The sequence below is a fragment of the Motilibacter aurantiacus genome (assembly GCF_011250645.1).
Classification (GTDB): Bacteria; Actinomycetota; Actinomycetes; order Motilibacterales; family Motilibacteraceae; genus Motilibacter_A; species Motilibacter_A aurantiacus.
Genome location: NZ_JAANNO010000005.1, coordinates 1 through 15,913, shown reverse-complemented (window position 1 = coordinate 15,913; position 15,913 = coordinate 1). Strand labels below are relative to the sequence as shown.

Genomic DNA, 15,913 nt, shown 5'->3' with positions numbered 1-15,913 from the left:
GCCAGCCTAGCCGCCTCGGCGGGCGGGCAGCCGCGCTCGCGGGTGCGCGAGCAGGAGGCCGGTCAAGCGCTCTTGCGCGCAGCGGCCCTCTTCGCCGTGCCGGCCGACTTCGTGGCGGTCTTGGTCGCGGTCTTGGTCGCGGTCTTGGCCGCCGCCTTCTTGGCGGTCCCGGTCGTCGCCTTCTTCGCCGGCGTCTTCGCGGCCGACGAGCTCTTCGCCGCGACCTTCCTGGTGGGAGCCTTGCCCCCGTCCTCGGCGGCCTTGCGCGCCGGGGCCTTCTTCGCCGCGGCCCGCTTGCGCGCGGGCCGCTGCTCCGACGCGTCGGCCCCGCTGTCGGTCTCGCCGGCCGTCCCGTCATCGCCGGCGTCGTCGTCGTGCTGCGCCGCCCGCGCCGGGGCCGCGGCGCCGCCCGCCCGCTTGGCCTGTGCCGCCTCCACGCTCGCGCGCAGCGCCGCCATCAGGTCGACGACGGTTCCGCCGGTCTCCGGCTCCTCCTGCTCGTCCTGCAGCTCGCGCCCGCCGGTCTTGGCCGCGACGAGCTCCTCGAGCGCCGCGCGGTAGTCGTCGCTGAACGCCGAGGGGTCGAAGTCGTCGGAGAGCGTGGAGATGTAGGACTCGGCCATCGCGACCTCCTGGTCGCGGATCGAGACGTCCTCGTCGGGGGCGAACGGCTCGGCCCCGCGCACCTCGTCCGGCCACAGCATCGTCTGCACGAGCAGCGCCCCGTCGCGGGGCCGCATCACGGCGAGCGACTCGCGGTTGCGCAGGGCCACCTTGACCAACGCCGCTCGGCCGCTGCGCTCGAGCGCGTCGCGCAGCAGGACGTAGGGCTTGTTGCCGGGTCCGTCCGCGGCGATGTAGTACGGCTTGGACATGTAGACGCCGTCGATCTGCTCCAGCGGCACGAACTGCAGGACGTCGATCGTCCGCTTGGTCGGCAGCGGCAGGGCGGCGAAGTCCTCGTCGCTCAGCACGACCACGTCGCCGTCGGGCAACTCGAAGCCCTTGACGATGTCGCGGTAGGCGACCTCCTCGCCGTCGATGGAGCAGACCCGCTTGTACTTGATCCGGCCACCGTCAGCGTCGTGCACCTGGCGGAAGGAGATCCCCTTCTCCTCCGTCGCGGCGTAGAGCTTCACGGGTATCGACACCAGCCCGAAGGAGACCGTGCCCTTCCAGATGGCCTGCATGGCGATCAGTCTCCCCGAACGGGCGGCGTGTGGAAACAGGGCGCGCGGGCAGGTACGCCCTGGAGGAGGCCGTGCACGCGGCCCACGGCCACTCCCGTGCCAAGGGACGATAGTGCTGCGGCCCCGCGGGACGGCCCGCGGGAGAGGGGAGAGCGGTGGCGCCGACGAAGACCGGGGTCGAGGTCGAGGGGCGCCAGCTCGTGCTGACCAACCTCGACAAGGTCCTCTATCCCGAGGTGGGCTTCACCAAGGGCGAGGTCATCGACTACTACGCGCGGATCGCCCCGGTGTTGCTGCCCCACCTCGCGGCTCGGGCGCTGACGCGCAAGCGTTACCCCGACGGGGTGGAGAGCACCCCGTTCTTCGAGAAGAACGCGCCCCGCCACACCCCGGACTGGGTGCGCACCGTGGCGGTCCCGTCGCCGGGCAGCAGCAAGGACCGCGAGACGGTCGACTACGTCGTCGTGGAGGACCTGGCCACGCTCGTCTGGCTGGCCAACCTGGCCGCCCTCGAGCTGCACGTCCCGCAGTGGACCGTCGGGCCGCGCGGCGCGATCCACGACTCGGACCTGCTCGTGCTCGACCTCGACCCGGGGCCGCCCGCCACGGTCGTGGAGTGCTGCCGGGTCGCGCTGCTGCTGCGCGAGGTGCTCGCCCGCACCGAGTACGGCGGGCTGCGCGCCTGGGCGAAGACGAGCGGGTCCAAGGGGCTGCAGCTGTACGTCCCGATCGCCCCCCAGCCGGGAGAGCGGACCTCGGCCTTCGCGAAGAAGCTCGCCGAGTGCCTGGAGCGCGAGCACCCGGGCCTGATCGTGTCCCGGATGACCAAGGCGCTGCGCCCACGCAAGGTGCTGATCGACTGGAGCCAGAACAACGCGGCCAAGACGACGGTCGCGCCCTACTCGCTGCGCGCGCGGGAGGCCCCGACCGTCTCCACCCCGGTGACGTGGGACGAGGTCGAGGCGTGCGAGCGCCCCGAGGACCTGCGCTTCACGGCCGGCGAGGTGCTCGCGCGCGTGGAGGAGGTCGGCGACCTGTTCGCCCCGCTGCTCGAGCTGCGCCAGCGGCTGCCGGCGCCTCCGGGGTGAGACGGGCCGCCCAGGAGCCGCGCGGTCAGTCCGCGAAGCCCGGCAGCCAGCGGTCGAGCTCGGCCCGGAACGGCGCTTCCGTGCCCAGCTGGGACAGCACCCCGATGCCGCCCAGCCACACCCGGTGGATGAGCAGGTACGCCGGCGGCATGTTCAGCTTCAGCCCGACCGTGTAGCCCGGCTGGCGCGGGTCGTTGATCCGCGCGAACTGCTCGCGCATCCAGGCCCGGGTGAAACGGAACCGCTCCACGCTGGCCGGCTCGATGAACGGCGCGAGGTAGTCCAGCAGCGCGCCGGGGTCGATCGTGACCCCCGGCTTCACGAAGCCCTCCTCGCGCAGGCCCGCCAGCATCGTGTACGCCGCGCCATCCAGCGCGCGGCGCATGAGCGTCCCGATCGAGGGGGGCAGCCCTCCGGGCAGCCGGGCGACCGCACCGAAGTCCACCACTCCGAGCCGGCCGTCGGGGAGCACCCGGAAGTTGCCCGGGTGGGGGTCGGCGTGGAGCATCTGCACCCGCGCCGGCCCGGAGAAGAGGAAGCGGACGTAGAGCAGGCCGACCCGGTCCCGCTCGGGCTGGTCGCCGTCGGCGATGACCTGGGAGAGCGGGGTCCCCTCGAGCCACTCGGTGACCAGCACGCGGGCGGTGTTGGCGAGCACGGGCGGCACCGCGATCTCGGGGTCGCCGGCGTACGCCGCGGCGAACGCGCGCTGCGCCTCGGCCTCCAGCCCGTAGTCCAGCTCCTCGGCGACCCGGTCGCGCAGCTCGCGCAGCAGGGGCTTGACGTCCATCCCGGGCACGAGCGGGCCGAGGACCCGCCCGAGCCGGGTCAGCTGGTCCAGGTCCGCGCGCAGCGCCTGCTCCGAGCCGGGGTACTGCACCTTCACCGCCACCGCTCGCCCGTCGGACCAGCGCGCCCGGTGCACCTGCCCGATGGAGGCCGCCGCAGCCGGCACGTCCTCGAACTCGGGCAGCAGGGCCGCCCACCCGGGCCCGAGCTCGGCCGCGAGCACCTCCCGGACGCTGTCGGCCGGCATGGGCGGCGCGGCGTCCTGCAGCCGGGTGAGCGTCGACCGGTAGGGCGCGGCCACGTCCTCCGGCAACGCGGCCTCGAAGATCGACATGGCCTGGCCGAGCTTCATCGCCCCGCCCTTGAGGTCGCCCAGCACGCGGAAGACCTGCTCGGCCGTGCGGGCCTGCACGTCGGCCGAGACCTCGTCGGCCGGCCGGCCGCCGAGCCGCTTGCCCAGCCCCAGGGCCGTACGCCCCGCGAACCCGACGGGAAGGGCGGCGAGCCGGGCCGTCCGGGCAACTGCCTTGCGTGGGAGCTCGCTCACCCGTCCATCCTGACGCACGCGGGCGTCGGGCGCCCGTGCCCCGGCCCGGCCCGGCCCGAACCCGGGCACGCCCCGCAGATCGGGGCACCCCGGCGCAGGGGCCGGGTGGCCGCGTCGCTCACCGGGCCGCCTCCGTGCCGGGCTGCCACCCGCACCCGCAGGCCGGGTGCACCGACCAGGAACGGCGGCGGGTGCGGCCGGCGGGCAGCGCCGTCTCCAGGGCCCCGTCCCGGACGGCCGGGGCCTCGTCGCCGTCGAGGTAGGCCAGCGCCTGCAGGCAGGCGCTCGCCGCGGCCAGGGCGGCCAGCGCCACGTCGCAGCTGTCGACGGGTGGCGCCGCGGGCGCGGCGAGCTGCGCGGCGAGACGTGGCCACGCGGGGTCCCGGTCGGTGCGGTGCAGGTCCAGGCAGCGCAGGCAGGCCGACCGCCCGGGGAGCACGAGCGGGCCCACCACCGCGGTGGTCTCGCGCACGGCGACGAGCAGGTGCGGGACGCCGTCGCGGACCAGCGCCTCCACCAGGTGCGGGGCCGGGGACAGGGCCGGGGCGAGCACCGCGAGGTCAGGCAGCCGCATGCCCGGCGCGGGGGCGGCCCGCGTCGCCGGGTCCCCGGCGCGCCCGGCGGCGGGCCGGCGTCCCCGCGGGCCGGCGGGCTGGGACGGCGCGGCCGGGGGCGGGGCTGGGCGCGACGTCCACAGCGCCGCGGACTGCTCGGCCGCCGGCCCGCGCCGGTAGCCCAGCCGGGTCGGAGGGTGTCCGCCCGGGCTCAGGTCGCCGGGGCGTACCGGCCCGGCGTCCTCGACCTCGACCCGGCCGACACCCGCGGCGGCGAGCAGGGCGGCCACGCCGGCCCCGACCCGGCCCGCGCCGTGCACCCGGACGGTGCGCGCGAGCCGCGAGCGCAGCGCGCCCGCCCCGCCGTCCGAGGCTCGGCGCGCCAGCGAGAGCGCGGCCAGGTCCGGTGCCAGCCGCTCGCGGTCGAGCCCGGGCAGCTCGCGCAGCACCCGCCGGTCGGCCGCCGCGTCCTCCACCGCGCCGCTGTCGGTGAGCAGGGCCAGCAGCGCGCTCACGGTGGCGGGGTCGACCCCGTGGGACCGGGTCCCCTGCAGCAGCTCGTCCGTCTCGCGGGTGCCGTCCAGCGACTCGAGCAGGCGCGCGGCGGCCGGTGCCAGGCCGCCGACGACGACGGCGCGGTCGGCGTCCAGGCCCAGCTGGAGCGTCGCCGGGTCGCGCCAGAGACGACGGAGGGCGGGCTTGAGGGCTGGGCGCATGGGGCCTCCGGCGACGGCGAGTACGGCGGCAGCAGCCTGGCCGAGTCGGCCGGGGGGCGGGCCGCCCCGTCCACAGGCCGAGCTCTCGGCGACGGGCCGCGCCGGCGTCCCCAGGCGCGGCGTCGGCTGTCCTGCGGGCAGCGTCGGCTGTCCTGCGGGCAGCGCCGGCTGTCCTGCGGGCAGCGCCGGCGTGCCGCGGGCAGCGGCGCGGGCTCGGGCCGGGCACAAAGGCGCGGGGCCGCTCCCGGGTCGGGAACGGCCCCGCGTCGGGGCGAGCAGTGCGCTGCGCGTCAGGCCTTGCCGAGGATGCGGTTGAGCTTGGTGCCGCAGACCGGGCAGATGCCCTGGGCCATGCGGCGGCCGGAGTCGCTGACCTTCACCTCGCCGGTGAACTCCCGCTTCTCCTTGCACTTCACGCAGTACGCCTCGCCGCTGTAGCTCTCGGCCACGAGGATCTCCTTGTCGTCGGGGGGAGCCGGGCTGGGCCTGGGGAGGGGTTCCTCCCGGGCTCCGTCGCCCGGCGAAGGCTCCGAGCGGTGAGCCTATGCCAGGAGGCGCCGAACGCCGTGGATGCCACGGGCGGCGGGCGCGCCGGGGCACGGGCCGGGCCTGTGCACGCGCCTGGGGACGACGTGGGCGAAACCTGTGGACGGCGCTGGGGACAGCCACGGCGGAACCTCGTTGACCTGCACTGATGTCGGGCAGGACTTGTGGAGATCTGGCCGGTTGCGTGTTCTGCCCCACCCTGCGCAGGATCCGCGGTAGCGTCCGAACATGGAGGGGAGCGGGGCGCTGCCTGCGGAGGGTGACCCGTCCGCGAGACCCTCGCCCGCCCGTCCCGCCGCTGGCGCGCCCGCCACCGGCGCCCCGCACGTCGAGGTGCGGCGCAGCGCCCGCCGACGGCGCACCGTCTCGGCCTACCGCGACGGCGACACCGTCGTCGTGCTGGTCCCCGCCGGGCTGCCCGCGGCCCAGGAACGGCAGTGGGTCACCACGATGCTCCGGCGGTTGGAGCTGCAGGAGCGGCGACGGCGGCCGACCGACGAGACGCTGCTGGACCGGGCCGCCGAGCTCTCCCAGCGCTTCCTCGACGGGCGCGCGGTGCCGGCCACGGTCCGCTGGGTCGACAACCAGGGGAGCCGGTGGGGCTCGTGCACCCCGGCGGACGCCTCCATCCGGCTCAGCACCCGGCTGCAGGGCATGCCGGGGTGGGTCCTGGACTACGTCCTCCTGCACGAGCTCGCCCACCTGCTCGAGCCCGGTCACGGGCCGGCCTTCTGGGCGCTGCTGGAGGCATACCCGCGGACCGAGCGGGCGCGTGGCTTCCTCGAGGGTGTGGAGGCCGCCGGCGCGGCCGCCCCCGACGCCGTCGACGCAGGAGCGATCGCGGAGGGCGCGGCCTCGTCCGAGGTCGCCTGCGACTCCGATGTGGGGGAGTAGACGCCTTCGCACGGTGGGCCGGTCACCCGCCGTCGGTCGGTCAGGGGGTCGGCAGGAGCCGGGCCGCGTCCGCGCAGAGCGCCCGCACCGAGGCGTCCGTGCCCGCGGGCAGCCCGTCCAGCGGGAACCACCGCAGCTGCAGTGACTCCTCGCTCACCTGCTCCACCGCGCCCGGCGCGGCCAGTGCGAGGTACTGCACGTCCAGATGGGCCACCGAAGTGCCGGGGCCGGCGCACGGGACCAGATGGCGGTCGAGCCGGAGGGGGACCGGGCGCAGCACGAGCCCCGGAATGCCCGACTCCTCGGTCGCCTCGCGCAGAGCGGCCTGTGCGAGCGTCCGGTCGCCCGGCTCGCAGTGGCCGCCCAGCTGCAGCCACCGGCCCAGCTTGCGGTGCAGCGTCAGCAGCGCCCGCCCCGTGGACCGGTCGACCACGAGGGCGCTCGCCGTCAGGTGGCCGGCGAGGCAGTGGCGGCTCAGCCCGTCCGGGCGGGTGGCGAGGTGCGCGAGGTACGCCGCCCGCAGCGCCTCCTGCCCGGCGTCGGGAGCGGCCCAGCCGCGCAGGGCCGCGACGGCGTCGGCGTGCAGCACGTCGTCCGCGCCCGCCGCCGGCGTCGTCCCCGCGGATCCGGCCGCCGGGCCTTCCGCGGCCGGCATGCCGTGCGCCGTCACGGAGCGCGGTGCTCGGGCGGCTCCGGTCCCTCGTCCGACCCCTGGCCCGGGCCATCGTCCGGCCCCCGCCCGCTCCCCCCACCCGGTTCCGCGCCCGGCTCCGCACCGGGCGCGAGCAGGCCGGACAGGTCCAGGGCCTCGTCCTCGCCGGCCGCGGCGAACGCCTCCGGGGCGTCGAGGTCCGTCGAGCCGGGCAACAGGTCCGGATGGCCCCACACCGCATCGCGGCCCTCGATGCCGCGGGCCTGCGCGACCGCCTTCCACAGCGCGGCCGCGTCGCGCAGCCGGCGTGGGCGCAGCTCGAGCCCGACCAGGCTGGCGAACGTCTGCTCGGCCGGCCCGCCCGTCGCCCGCCGTCGCCGGACGGCCTCGCGCAGCGCGGGCGCGTTGCGCAGCGCCGGCTCCGCGGCCGCGGCGACGACCTCGTCCACCCAGCCCTCGACGAGGGCGAGCAGGGTCTCGAGCCGGGCGAGCGCGGCGGCCTGGGCCGGGGAGGGCTCGACGTCGAAGAGGCCGGAGCCCAGGGCCTCCTGCAGCGCCGAGGGGTCCGACGGGTCGAGCTGGGCGACGGCCTGCTCGATGCGGCTGGTGTCGATGGTGATCCCGGACGCGTACGCCTCGATCTCGCCGAAGAGCCGGGCGCGCAGCCACGGCACGTGGGCGAACAGCCGCTGGTGCGCGGCCTCGCGCAGGGCGAGGTAGAGGCGCACCTCCTCCTCGGGGACCTCGAGCCCGTCGGCGAACGCGGCCACGCCGGCGGGGAGCAGTGCGGCGCGCCCGTCGAGCAACGGCACCCCGACGTCGGTGGAGCCCACGACCTCGCCGGCGAGCGCGGCCAGCCCCTGCCCCACCTGGGCGCCGAACATCGACGCGCCCATGGCGCGCACCATGCCCGCGAGCGGCCCGGTGAGCTGGGCGCCCAGCGCCTCCGGGCTCATCCCGCCGGCCCCGGCCAGGTCGCCGAGGCCCTGCTGGGCCTGCTCGGCCAGGGTCTCGCCCATCGCGGCGACCACACGGGCGGCCACCGGCTCGACGAGCCCTCTCCAGCTGGGCAGCGTGTGCTCGACCCACTCGGCGCGGCTCCACGCCTGCGCCGGAGCGCCGGAGGCCGGCAGCGCCGTGGCCTGGTCCAGCCACAGGTCGGCCAGGCGGAGCGCCTGCTCCACCTGCTCGCGCTCGGCGGTGCCCACGGAGCGGTCCTTGCCGACCAGGCCGGCGCGGGCGACGTCGCGTGCCAGGTCCCAGTTGACCGGCCCGCCGGTCCACGAGAGCAGCTGGCCGAGGCGCTGCAGGGCCGCGCCCATGGATGCCGGGTCGCCCATGGCGCCGAGCAGCCCGAAGGGGTCCGAGGGGTCGGGCTGGCGGGCCGGGTCGTTGCCGCCGCCGGAGCCTGCGCCCCCGTCGCCGGAGCGCCCGGGCGGGCCGAAGCCGAAGGGGACGCCGCTCATCGCGAGGCCGGGCCGACGACGCCCGGACGGTCGCTTGGCAGGATGTGGGCGATGAACGCCGCGGCCTTGCTCATGGCCCCCACCGTATCCGCGGGGCCCGGCGCCGTGCGCCCCCGAGACGGGCAGACGTGACCGGCGGGGCGGCAGTTCGCCCAGGGCGCACCGCGGGCACGCGGCCGGGGCCGACCGTCGCGGTCACCGGCGCCGCTTCCGGGGTCGGCAGCCTGGTCACCGAGCTGCTCCTCGCCCGTCCGGACGTCGGCGCGGTGGTCGCGCTCGACGAGCGCCCGGGGGGTGCCGGGGACGCCGGCGGCGACGGCACCGCAGCCACGGACGGCACGACGGCTGCGGGCGGCGCCGCAGGCACTGCGGCGGCCGACTGGCGGCTCGTCGACGTCAGCAGCCCCTCCCTGCTCGGGGCGCTGACCGGCGTCGACGTCGTCGTCGCGCTGCAGCCGGAGCCCGTCGTGGCCGGGGAGGAGCCGGACGGCTCCGACGGCCGGCCACAGGCACCGCACCGCGACTACGCCCGCGCCGCCGCGGCCGTGCTCACGGCGGCGGCCGCGGCGGGCGTACGCCGGGTCGTGCTCGTCACGTCGGCGCTCGTCTACGGCGCCCTGCCGGACAACCCCGTGCCCCTCGACGAGGACGCGCCGCTGCGGGCGATGCCCGACTCGGCGACCGTGCGGGACCTGCTCGAGGTGGAGGCGCTCGCCGAGCGGTCCCGGGCGGCCCGGCCCTCGCTGGAGGTGACCGTCCTGCGCCCCGCGCCGCTCGTCGGGCCCGGGCTGGAGAGTGCCCTGACCCGCCACTTCGAGGCGCCGCGCCTGCTCGTCGTGCGCGGAACCCGCCCCCGCTGGCAGTTCTGCCACGTGGACGACCTGGCGTCGGCGCTCGTGCTGGCCGCGCTCGGCGCCGTGTCGGGTGCGGTCACGGTCGGGTGCGAGGGCTGGCTGGAGCAGGAGCGGGTCGAGCAGCTGTCCGGCATCCGGCGGATCGAGCTGCCCTCGACGCTGGCGTTCGGGACCGCGGAGCGGCTGCACCGGATCGGGGTGGTGCACGAGTCCGCGTCCGACCTGGCCTACGTCGTGCACCCCTGGGTCGTCCCGTCGACCCGGCTGCGGGCGGCGGGGTGGCGGCCGGCCTGGGACAACGAGACCGCGCTCGGCCAGCTGCTGGCACAGGCGGCCGAGGGCGCGGGCCGGCGGTCCGGGCGGCGGGACGCGACCATCGGGGCCGCCGGCGCGGCCGTCGCCGTCGTGGGCACGGCGGCACTGGTACGCCGCGCGCGGCGCAGGAGGCGTTGATGACCGAAGGCCCGCACTCCGTACCGGCCGCACCCGCCGCACCGCCGGCGCCGACCGCAGGCTCCGGGCCGGCGGGGGAGGTCCGCCTGGTCGCCGTGCGCGACACGGCGCTGTCCGTGGACGAGGTCCTCGCCGCGGTGGCCTCCCCGGGCGCCGGCGGCATCGTCACGTTCCTCGGGGCCGTCCGCGACACCGACGGCGGGCGCGCGGTCACCGGCCTCGGCTACTCCGCGCACCCCAGCGCCGAGCAGGCCCTGCGCGAGGTGGCGGCGGAGGCCGCCGCGGTCGAGGGGGTGCGCGCCGTCGCGGTCGTGCACCGGCAGGGCGACCTCGTCCTGGGCGACCTCGCCGTCGTCGCGGCGGTGGCGGCGGCCCACCGCCAGCAGGCCTTCGCGGCCTGCGCGCGGCTGATCGACGAGCTGAAGGCCCGGGCGCCGATCTGGAAGCACCAGCTCTTCGCCGACGGCGGGGAGGAGTGGGTCGGCTCGCCCTGAGCGGCTACGCGCCGGAACGCCGCTCACGGGGCACGTCGTTACCCTGGTCGTACGCCGGGGCAGCAGACCGTCGCGGTCCCCACCGTCGCGGCGCGAGGCCCAGAACCCGTTCAGGAGAGTTGCGAACGTGAACCAGCTCGCCTGGCTGGCGATCCCCGTGGTCGCGGTGGTGCTCGCGATCGCCTGGGTCGCCTGGGCGGGGCGCACCCGGCCGCCGGCCGACGCCCACGACACGGTCGAGGGCTATCGCCGGTTCACCGCGGCGCTGGACTCGGCCGCGCGGGCCGGCCGCGTCGAGGAGCAGGCCGGGCCGGACGACCAGCCCGAGGGGGGCCGCGCCCGATGAGGACGCGCCCGACCCGGGCCCGCGTCACCGACGATCGGCCTGCCCGGTGAGCCCCGACGACCGCCCGCAGGGGCAGCTTCCCGCGCCGGCGGGCGCGGAGCCGCAGGCGAGCAGCGGCCAGCCGCGGGCGATGGACGCCCACGGCCCGCAGGGCACCGGGCGGGGGGCGGCGGCGCGGCTGCTCGGCCTGGGCCGCCGGGCGACCACGCTCACGCTCGCAGCGGTCCTCGTCGTGCTGCTGACGGCGATCGCCGCGCTGCTGCCGGTGCCGTACGTCGTCCTCATGCCCGGCCCGACCAGCAACACCCTGGGCTCGGTCGAGGGGGCCGGCGAGGTCATCAGCGTCTCCGGTCGGCAGACGTACCCGACCTCCGGCCACCTGCAGCTGCTGACCGTGTCCGTCCGCGGGGGCCCTGGCAGCCGCATGGGCCTCTTCGACGCCGTGCGCGGCTGGCTCGACCCGGCGGACGCGGTCGTGCCGCGCGACAGCGTCTACCCCGAGGGCCAGACCCGCGAGCAGGCCCGCCAGATCAACGCCGAGGAGATGGCCGCGTCGCAGAGCAGCGCCACGACCGCGGCGCTGCACCACCTGCGCATCCCCATGGACGTGGTCGTGCAGGCGGTCGTCAAGGACGCGCCCGCCGAGGGCGTCGTGCGGGCCGGGGACGTGATCGTCGCCGTGGACGGCAAGGCGGTCGCCGACCCGCAGGCGGTCAGGGACGCGATCTCCGCGCACCAGCCGGGCGACCGGGTGTCGGTGACGGTCGAGCGGGGCGACAAGCAGCTGCGCCTGACCATGACGACGGCCGACGGGGGCAACGGGCGCGCCGTGATCGGGGTGACACCGTCGGCCCGGGTCCGCCCGCCGCTGAAGGTCGAGATCAAGCTCGAGGACGTCGGCGGCCCGAGCGCCGGGATGATGTTCGCCCTCGGGCTGATCGACAAGCTCACGCCCGGGGAGCTGACCGGCGGGGCCTTCGTGGCCGGCACCGGCACGATCTCCGAGGAGGGCGCGGTCGGCCCCATCGGCGGCATCAAGCAGAAGCTCGTCGGCGCGAAGCGGGCCGGCGCCAGCGTCTTCCTCGCCCCGGCGGACAACTGCGAGGAGACCCGCGGGGCGGTCCCGGACGGGCTGCGGGTGGTCAAGGTGGGCACGCTGACCGAGGCGGTCAGCGCGCTGGACACGCTGCGCGGCGGCGACGCCGAGCAGATCGCCGGGCTGCCCTCCTGCTCCTGACGGCCGGGCAGGGGCCGAAGGTCACTCGGCGAGGGTCGCGGCCAGCGCGTCGGCCAGCCCGGGCAGCAGGTCCGGCCCGCGCAGCACGGCCAGGTCGTCGTCGTGCGCGCGCATGCGCAGGGCGCACGAGCGCTCGCCGCCGCGCAGCACCCCGACCGCGACGCGCACCTCCTGCCGCTGCGGGTGCGCCGCCAGCCACTCCAGCGCCTCCTGCTCGTCGGCCGGCATCCCCTGCTCGGCCTCCGGGGGAAGCACGAGGCGCTCGACGACGAGGGCCGTCCCGGCGACGTCGGCGGGCCAGGCGATGCCGGCGAGCAGCTCCTCGAGCGTGGCGTGCTTCGGCAGCTCCTCCTGCTCCACGGGCGTGAGCGCGCCCGGAGCGGGGTCGCCCAGGGCGGCCGCGAGCGCGGGCTCACGGGCCAGCAGCGCGGCGGTGGGGACCAGGGCGTACAGCCGCGGCGGGCGGTCCCAGCCGGCTGCGGCCGCGTGCCGCTCGACCTCCGCGACGACCTCGGCGAGCGGCGTGGGGGGCGTGGGGGGCGGCGCCGGGCTCTCGACCATCGGCTCATCCTGGCACCCGCGGCCCCCAACCCGTAGGCCGGCGGGCGCCCTCCCGCCGCGCTGGGACGGGAACTCCGGCGTCCCTGGCGTAAGTTGAGCCGGAACAGGCGCCTGGCCGCAGGCCCGGCGAACCCCGACCTGCGACCCTAGGTGTTGCCTTCGTGAGCTTCTCGATGCCGCGTGACCCGGGGCGTACGCCCCGCCTTCCCCTGTCGCGACGCCGGGGGCGGGTGCTGCTGCCGACGCTGGCCATCCTGGCCGCGCTGGCGCTCGCCTTCGCCGTGTTCACGGCGTACTACACCGAGCTGCTCTGGTTCCGCTCGGTCGACGCCTCGGGCGTCTACAACCGACGCCTCGGCACGAGCATCGTGCTCTTCGTCGTCTTCGGCGCGCTCATGTCCGGCGCGGTGCTGCTCAACGCCGTGCTGGCCCACCGTGCGCGGCCGTCGTACGTCGCGACCTCCCAGGAGCAGCAGAGCCTGGACCGCTACCGGATGGGCATCGAGCCCTACCGCCGCCCGCTCGTCGTCGGGCTGTCGGTGCTGCTGGGCCTGCTCGCCGGCGGGGCGGCCGCCGGGGAGTGGAAGACGTTCATGCTGTGGCGCTACGGAGGGTCGTTCGGCACCTCCGACCCGCAGTTCGGGATGGACGTCTCGTTCTTCACCTTCGACCTGCCGTGGTACCGGTTCCTGCTCGGCTTCGGGTTCGCACTGACGTTCATCAGCCTGCTCGTCTCCGTCGCGGTGCTCTACCTCTACGGCGCGATCCGGCTGCAGGGCGTCGGTGACCGCACGACGACCGGCGCGCGGGTCCACGTGAGCGTGCTGCTCGGCGTGTTCGTGCTGCTCAAGGCGGTCGCCTACTTCCTCGACCGCTACTCGCTGGAGATCCGCGACGCCCGGGTCGGGCGGGCCGAGCTCACCGGCATGACCTACACGGACATCAACGCGCTGCTGCCGGCCAAGACGATCCTCGCCTGGGTGGCCGTGATCTGCGCGGTGCTCTGCTTCGCCAACATCGCCCGGCGGACCTGGGTGCTGCCCGGCCTCGGCGTCGGCACGCTCGTCATCGCGGCCGTCCTCATCGGCGGCCTGGTCCCGGCGCTGTTCCAGCAGTTCCGGGTGAAGCCGAGCGAGGCCGACCGGGAGGCCGCGCAGATCGAGCGCAACATCGCCCAGACCCGGCAGGCCTACCAGCTCGAGGACGTCGACCGGACCCCGTTCAACGCCACCGCCGGGGCGCAGGTCCCGCAGGACTCGCCGACCGTGGAGAACGCCCGGCTGATCGACCCGCTGGTCGTCTCGGACACGTTCACCGCCCGCGAGCAGGACAAGGCGTGGTACGAGTTCGCCAGCCCGCTGGACGTCGACCGCTACGACATCGACGGCGAGCAGGTCGAGACCGTCGTCGCCGTGCGCGAGATCGACACCTCCAAGCTCGACGCGGGGCAGCGCAACTGGACCAACGAGCGGACCGTCTACACCCACGGCTACGGGTTCGTGGCGGCACCCAGCGACACGCCCACGACCAACGGCGAGCCCGCCTTCCTGCGCTCCGGGGCACTGCAGATCGACGAGCCGCGGGTCTACTTCGGGGAGAAGTCCCCGACGTACTCCATCGTCGGCGCACCGGAGGGCAGCGCGCCCTACGAGGTCGACAACCCGGAGGACGACCGGTCGCGCAACACCTACGCCGGCGGCGGCGGCGTGAGCATCGGCTCGTTCCTCAACCGGTCGATGTACGCCCTGAAGTACCGCGACACCAACCTGCTGCTGTCGAACCGGGTCAACTCAGAGTCCCGGATCCTGTACGACCGGCAGCCGCGCCACCGGGTGGAGAAGGTCGCGCCGTGGCTGACGGTGGACGGCAACCCCTACCCCGCGATCGTCAACGGCAAGATTATGTGGATCCTCGACGGCTACACGACGTCGAACTCCTACCCGTACTCCACGCGCACCGAGCTGGGCAGCGCGACGGCCGACATCCTCAACGCGACCGAGGCCACCGTCGTCGCGCGCCAGAGCGACCAGCGGGTGAACTACATCCGCAACTCGGTGAAGGCGACGGTCGACGCCTACACCGGCGAGGTCAACCTCTACGCCTGGGACGAGGACGACCCCATCCTCAAGGCCTGGCGGAGCGCCTTCCCCGGCACCGTGCAGGACCGGGACGCGCTCGGCGAGGTCGAGGGGCTGCTCGACCACATCCGCTACCCGGAGGACCTGTTCAAGGTCCAGCGGGAGCTGTACTCGCGCTACCACGTCGACGACCCGCGCACGTTCTTCAGCAGCACGGACTTCTGGCGCATCCCGCAGGACCCGACGCGCAACGTCGACAACGAGGTCCAGCCGCCGTACTACCTGACGCTGCAGACCGGCGACATGCCCGACGAGGCCTTCTCGCTGACGACGACGTTCGTGCCGATCGGCCGCCGGGACAACCTGACCGCCTTCATGACGGTCAACAGCGACCCGAACTCCGACGAGTACGGCAAGATCCGCGTCCTCGCGGTGCCGTCGACCTCCGGGCAGATCAACGGCCCGCAGCTGGCGCAGAACGCGTTGACCTCGAACCAGCAGATCGCCGAGCGCATCACCCTGCTGCAAGGGCGCGGCGGCTCCTCCCGGGTGGAGTACGGCAACCTGCTGACGCTCCCGGTCGGGTCGGGGGACAACGCGGGCTTCGTCTACGTGGAGCCGGTGTACGTGCGGGCGAGCACCGGGACGACGTACCCGCTGCTGCAGATCGTGCTGGCCTCCGACGGCACCCGCAACGTCTACGCGAGCACGCTCGACGACGCGCTGGCACAGCTGGAGCGGCTTCGCCAGGGGAGCGGGGGTGCCACCCCGCCGACCACGACGCCGCCGACCGAGGAGACGCCCGCACCGGGGGCGACGACGCCGCCGCCCACGACCGGCGGTGGAGGCACCACGCTCGAGGAGGCGCTGCTCGACGCGCAGGAGGCGTACCAGGCCGGCCAGGAGGCGCTGCAGCGCGGCGACTTCACGGCCTACGGGCAGGCGCAGCAGCGGCTGAAGGACGCTCTCGACCGGGCGACCGCGGCGTCGAACCGTAGGGGGGCGAGCGGTGGGGCGGCCGACGGCGGCGCCGCCACCCCGTCGGCGTCACCCACGGCCGCGGCCTCCCCGGCTGCCGCTCCGACGCCGGGCAGCACGGCGGCGCCCCGGTAGGTCACCTGGATTTGGCCTGCCGGCTACGGGCACGTATGCTGGCAGAGCCGACGCGGGGTGGAGCAGCTCGGTAGCTCGCTGGGCTCATAACCCAGAGGTCGCAGGTTCAAATCCTGCCCCCGCTACCAGTGCAAGTCCGTCAGAGCCTCGGCCCTCGCGAGAGGGCCGGGGCTCTTTCGCTGTCCGGGCATGTCTCTCCCCCGTCGCCCTTCGCGGTCGAGTGCGGGCGGCAGGCCGGACGCGAGGGGCCTGTCCGGCGCGGCCCCGCTGCGCGGGTCGGGTATCCTGGTCTCACCGACGCGGGGTGGAGCAGCTCGGTAGCTCGCTGGGCTCAT

At 75.8% G+C, this 15,913-nt stretch carries 14 protein-coding genes and 1 tRNA gene; 8 read left to right on the top strand and 7 right to left on the bottom strand.

Going from position 1 to position 15,913, the window contains the following annotated elements; translation table 11 throughout:
- Positions 1-62: 62 nt before the first annotated feature.
- Positions 63-1,190 carry a non-homologous end joining protein Ku gene (ku, locus tag G9H72_RS10340; protein WP_166170642.1) on the bottom strand — a complete coding sequence of 376 codons (1,128 nt, stop codon included), beginning with the start codon at positions 1,188-1,190 and terminating at the stop codon, positions 63-65.
- Between the two features lie 155 nt (positions 1,191-1,345).
- Between ku and ligD the strand changes: the two genes are divergently transcribed.
- Positions 1,346-2,278, top strand: a complete 933-nt coding sequence (ligD, locus tag G9H72_RS10335) for a non-homologous end-joining DNA ligase (protein WP_166170640.1) — start codon at positions 1,346-1,348, stop codon at positions 2,276-2,278.
- A gap of 25 nt (positions 2,279-2,303) precedes the next feature.
- On the opposite strand, the gene G9H72_RS10330 is transcribed toward ligD, so the two are convergent.
- The 3 genes from G9H72_RS10330 to G9H72_RS10320 form a co-directional block, all read right to left on the bottom strand.
- Positions 2,304-3,614, bottom strand: a complete 1,311-nt coding sequence (locus G9H72_RS10330) for an ABC1 kinase family protein (RefSeq protein ID WP_166170638.1) — start codon at positions 3,612-3,614, stop codon at positions 2,304-2,306.
- Positions 3,615-3,732: 118 nt separating this feature from the next.
- The gene (locus tag G9H72_RS10325) at positions 3,733-4,884 is read right to left on the bottom strand and encodes a thiamine biosynthesis protein ThiF (RefSeq protein WP_166170636.1); all 1,152 of its coding nucleotides are present in this window, start codon (positions 4,882-4,884) and stop codon (positions 3,733-3,735) included.
- Between the two features lie 290 nt (positions 4,885-5,174).
- The gene (locus G9H72_RS10320; protein WP_166170634.1) at positions 5,175-5,333 is read right to left on the bottom strand and encodes a DUF5679 domain-containing protein; all 159 of its coding nucleotides are present in this window, start codon (positions 5,331-5,333) and stop codon (positions 5,175-5,177) included.
- Between the two features lie 325 nt (positions 5,334-5,658).
- On the opposite strand from G9H72_RS10320, the gene G9H72_RS10315 reads away from it, so the two are divergent.
- Positions 5,659-6,324, top strand: coding sequence for a M48 metallopeptidase family protein (locus tag G9H72_RS10315; protein ID WP_166170632.1), 666 nt, complete (start codon positions 5,659-5,661; stop codon positions 6,322-6,324).
- Between the two features lie 40 nt (positions 6,325-6,364).
- Here G9H72_RS10315 and G9H72_RS10310 read toward each other — a convergent pair whose 3' ends face one another.
- Both G9H72_RS10310 and G9H72_RS10305 read right to left on the bottom strand, forming a co-directional pair.
- Entirely contained in the window at positions 6,365-6,979 is a 615-nt protein-coding gene (locus G9H72_RS10310; RefSeq protein ID WP_166170630.1) for an NUDIX hydrolase, read from the bottom strand.
- 11 nt (positions 6,980-6,990) lie between these two features.
- Entirely contained in the window at positions 6,991-8,442 is a 1,452-nt protein-coding gene (locus G9H72_RS10305) for a zinc-dependent metalloprotease (protein ID WP_166170628.1), read from the bottom strand.
- 86 nt (positions 8,443-8,528) lie between these two features.
- On the opposite strand from G9H72_RS10305, the gene G9H72_RS10300 reads away from it, so the two are divergent.
- From G9H72_RS10300 to G9H72_RS22955, 4 genes are all read left to right on the top strand, one after another.
- Positions 8,529-9,749, top strand: coding sequence for an NAD-dependent epimerase/dehydratase family protein (locus G9H72_RS10300; RefSeq protein ID WP_407939584.1), 1,221 nt, complete (start codon positions 8,529-8,531; stop codon positions 9,747-9,749).
- Positions 9,749-10,243, top strand: coding sequence for a molybdenum cofactor biosynthesis protein MoaE (locus G9H72_RS10295; RefSeq protein ID WP_166170624.1), 495 nt, complete (start codon positions 9,749-9,751; stop codon positions 10,241-10,243). Before G9H72_RS10300 ends, G9H72_RS10295 begins: the two co-directional genes overlap by 1 nt.
- Positions 10,244-10,370: 127 nt before the next feature.
- Positions 10,371-10,589: a hypothetical protein gene (locus G9H72_RS10290; protein ID WP_166170622.1), complete on the top strand. Its 219-nt coding sequence runs from the start codon at positions 10,371-10,373 to the stop codon at positions 10,587-10,589.
- Between the two features lie 46 nt (positions 10,590-10,635).
- Positions 10,636-11,826, top strand: coding sequence for a YlbL family protein (locus G9H72_RS22955; protein WP_331272171.1), 1,191 nt, complete (start codon positions 10,636-10,638; stop codon positions 11,824-11,826).
- A gap of 21 nt (positions 11,827-11,847) precedes the next feature.
- On the opposite strand, the gene G9H72_RS10280 is transcribed toward G9H72_RS22955, so the two are convergent.
- Positions 11,848-12,387: a PPA1309 family protein gene (locus G9H72_RS10280; RefSeq protein ID WP_166170620.1), complete on the bottom strand. Its 540-nt coding sequence runs from the start codon at positions 12,385-12,387 to the stop codon at positions 11,848-11,850.
- A 161-nt stretch (positions 12,388-12,548) separates the two neighbouring features.
- On the opposite strand from G9H72_RS10280, the gene G9H72_RS10275 reads away from it, so the two are divergent.
- Complete coding sequence (locus G9H72_RS10275) at positions 12,549-15,578, top strand: UPF0182 family membrane protein (RefSeq protein WP_331272170.1); 3,030 nt, start codon at positions 12,549-12,551, stop codon at positions 15,576-15,578.
- A gap of 51 nt (positions 15,579-15,629) precedes the next feature.
- A tRNA-Met gene (locus G9H72_RS10270) sits at positions 15,630-15,706 on the top strand.
- The last annotated feature ends 207 nt before the right edge of the window (positions 15,707-15,913 follow it).

Excerpts from the sequence above, each read along its gene's own strand:
- G9H72_RS10325 (WP_166170636.1), bottom strand. The coding sequence starts at position 4,884 with ATGCGCCCAGCCCTCAAGCCCGCCCTCCGTCGTCTCTGGCGCGACCCG.
- ku (WP_166170642.1), bottom strand. The coding sequence starts at position 1,190 with ATGCAGGCCATCTGGAAGGGCACGGTCTCCTTCGGGCTGGTGTCGATA.
- G9H72_RS10280 (WP_166170620.1), bottom strand. The coding sequence starts at position 12,387 with ATGGTCGAGAGCCCGGCGCCGCCCCCCACGCCCCCCACGCCGCTCGCC.
- G9H72_RS10310 (WP_166170630.1), bottom strand. The coding sequence starts at position 6,979 with ATGCCGGCCGCGGAAGGCCCGGCGGCCGGATCCGCGGGGACGACGCCG.
- G9H72_RS10295 (WP_166170624.1), top strand. The coding sequence starts at position 9,749 with ATGACCGAAGGCCCGCACTCCGTACCGGCCGCACCCGCCGCACCGCCG.
- G9H72_RS10305 (WP_166170628.1), bottom strand. The coding sequence starts at position 8,442 with ATGAGCGGCGTCCCCTTCGGCTTCGGCCCGCCCGGGCGCTCCGGCGAC.
- G9H72_RS10315 (WP_166170632.1), top strand. The coding sequence starts at position 5,659 with ATGGAGGGGAGCGGGGCGCTGCCTGCGGAGGGTGACCCGTCCGCGAGA.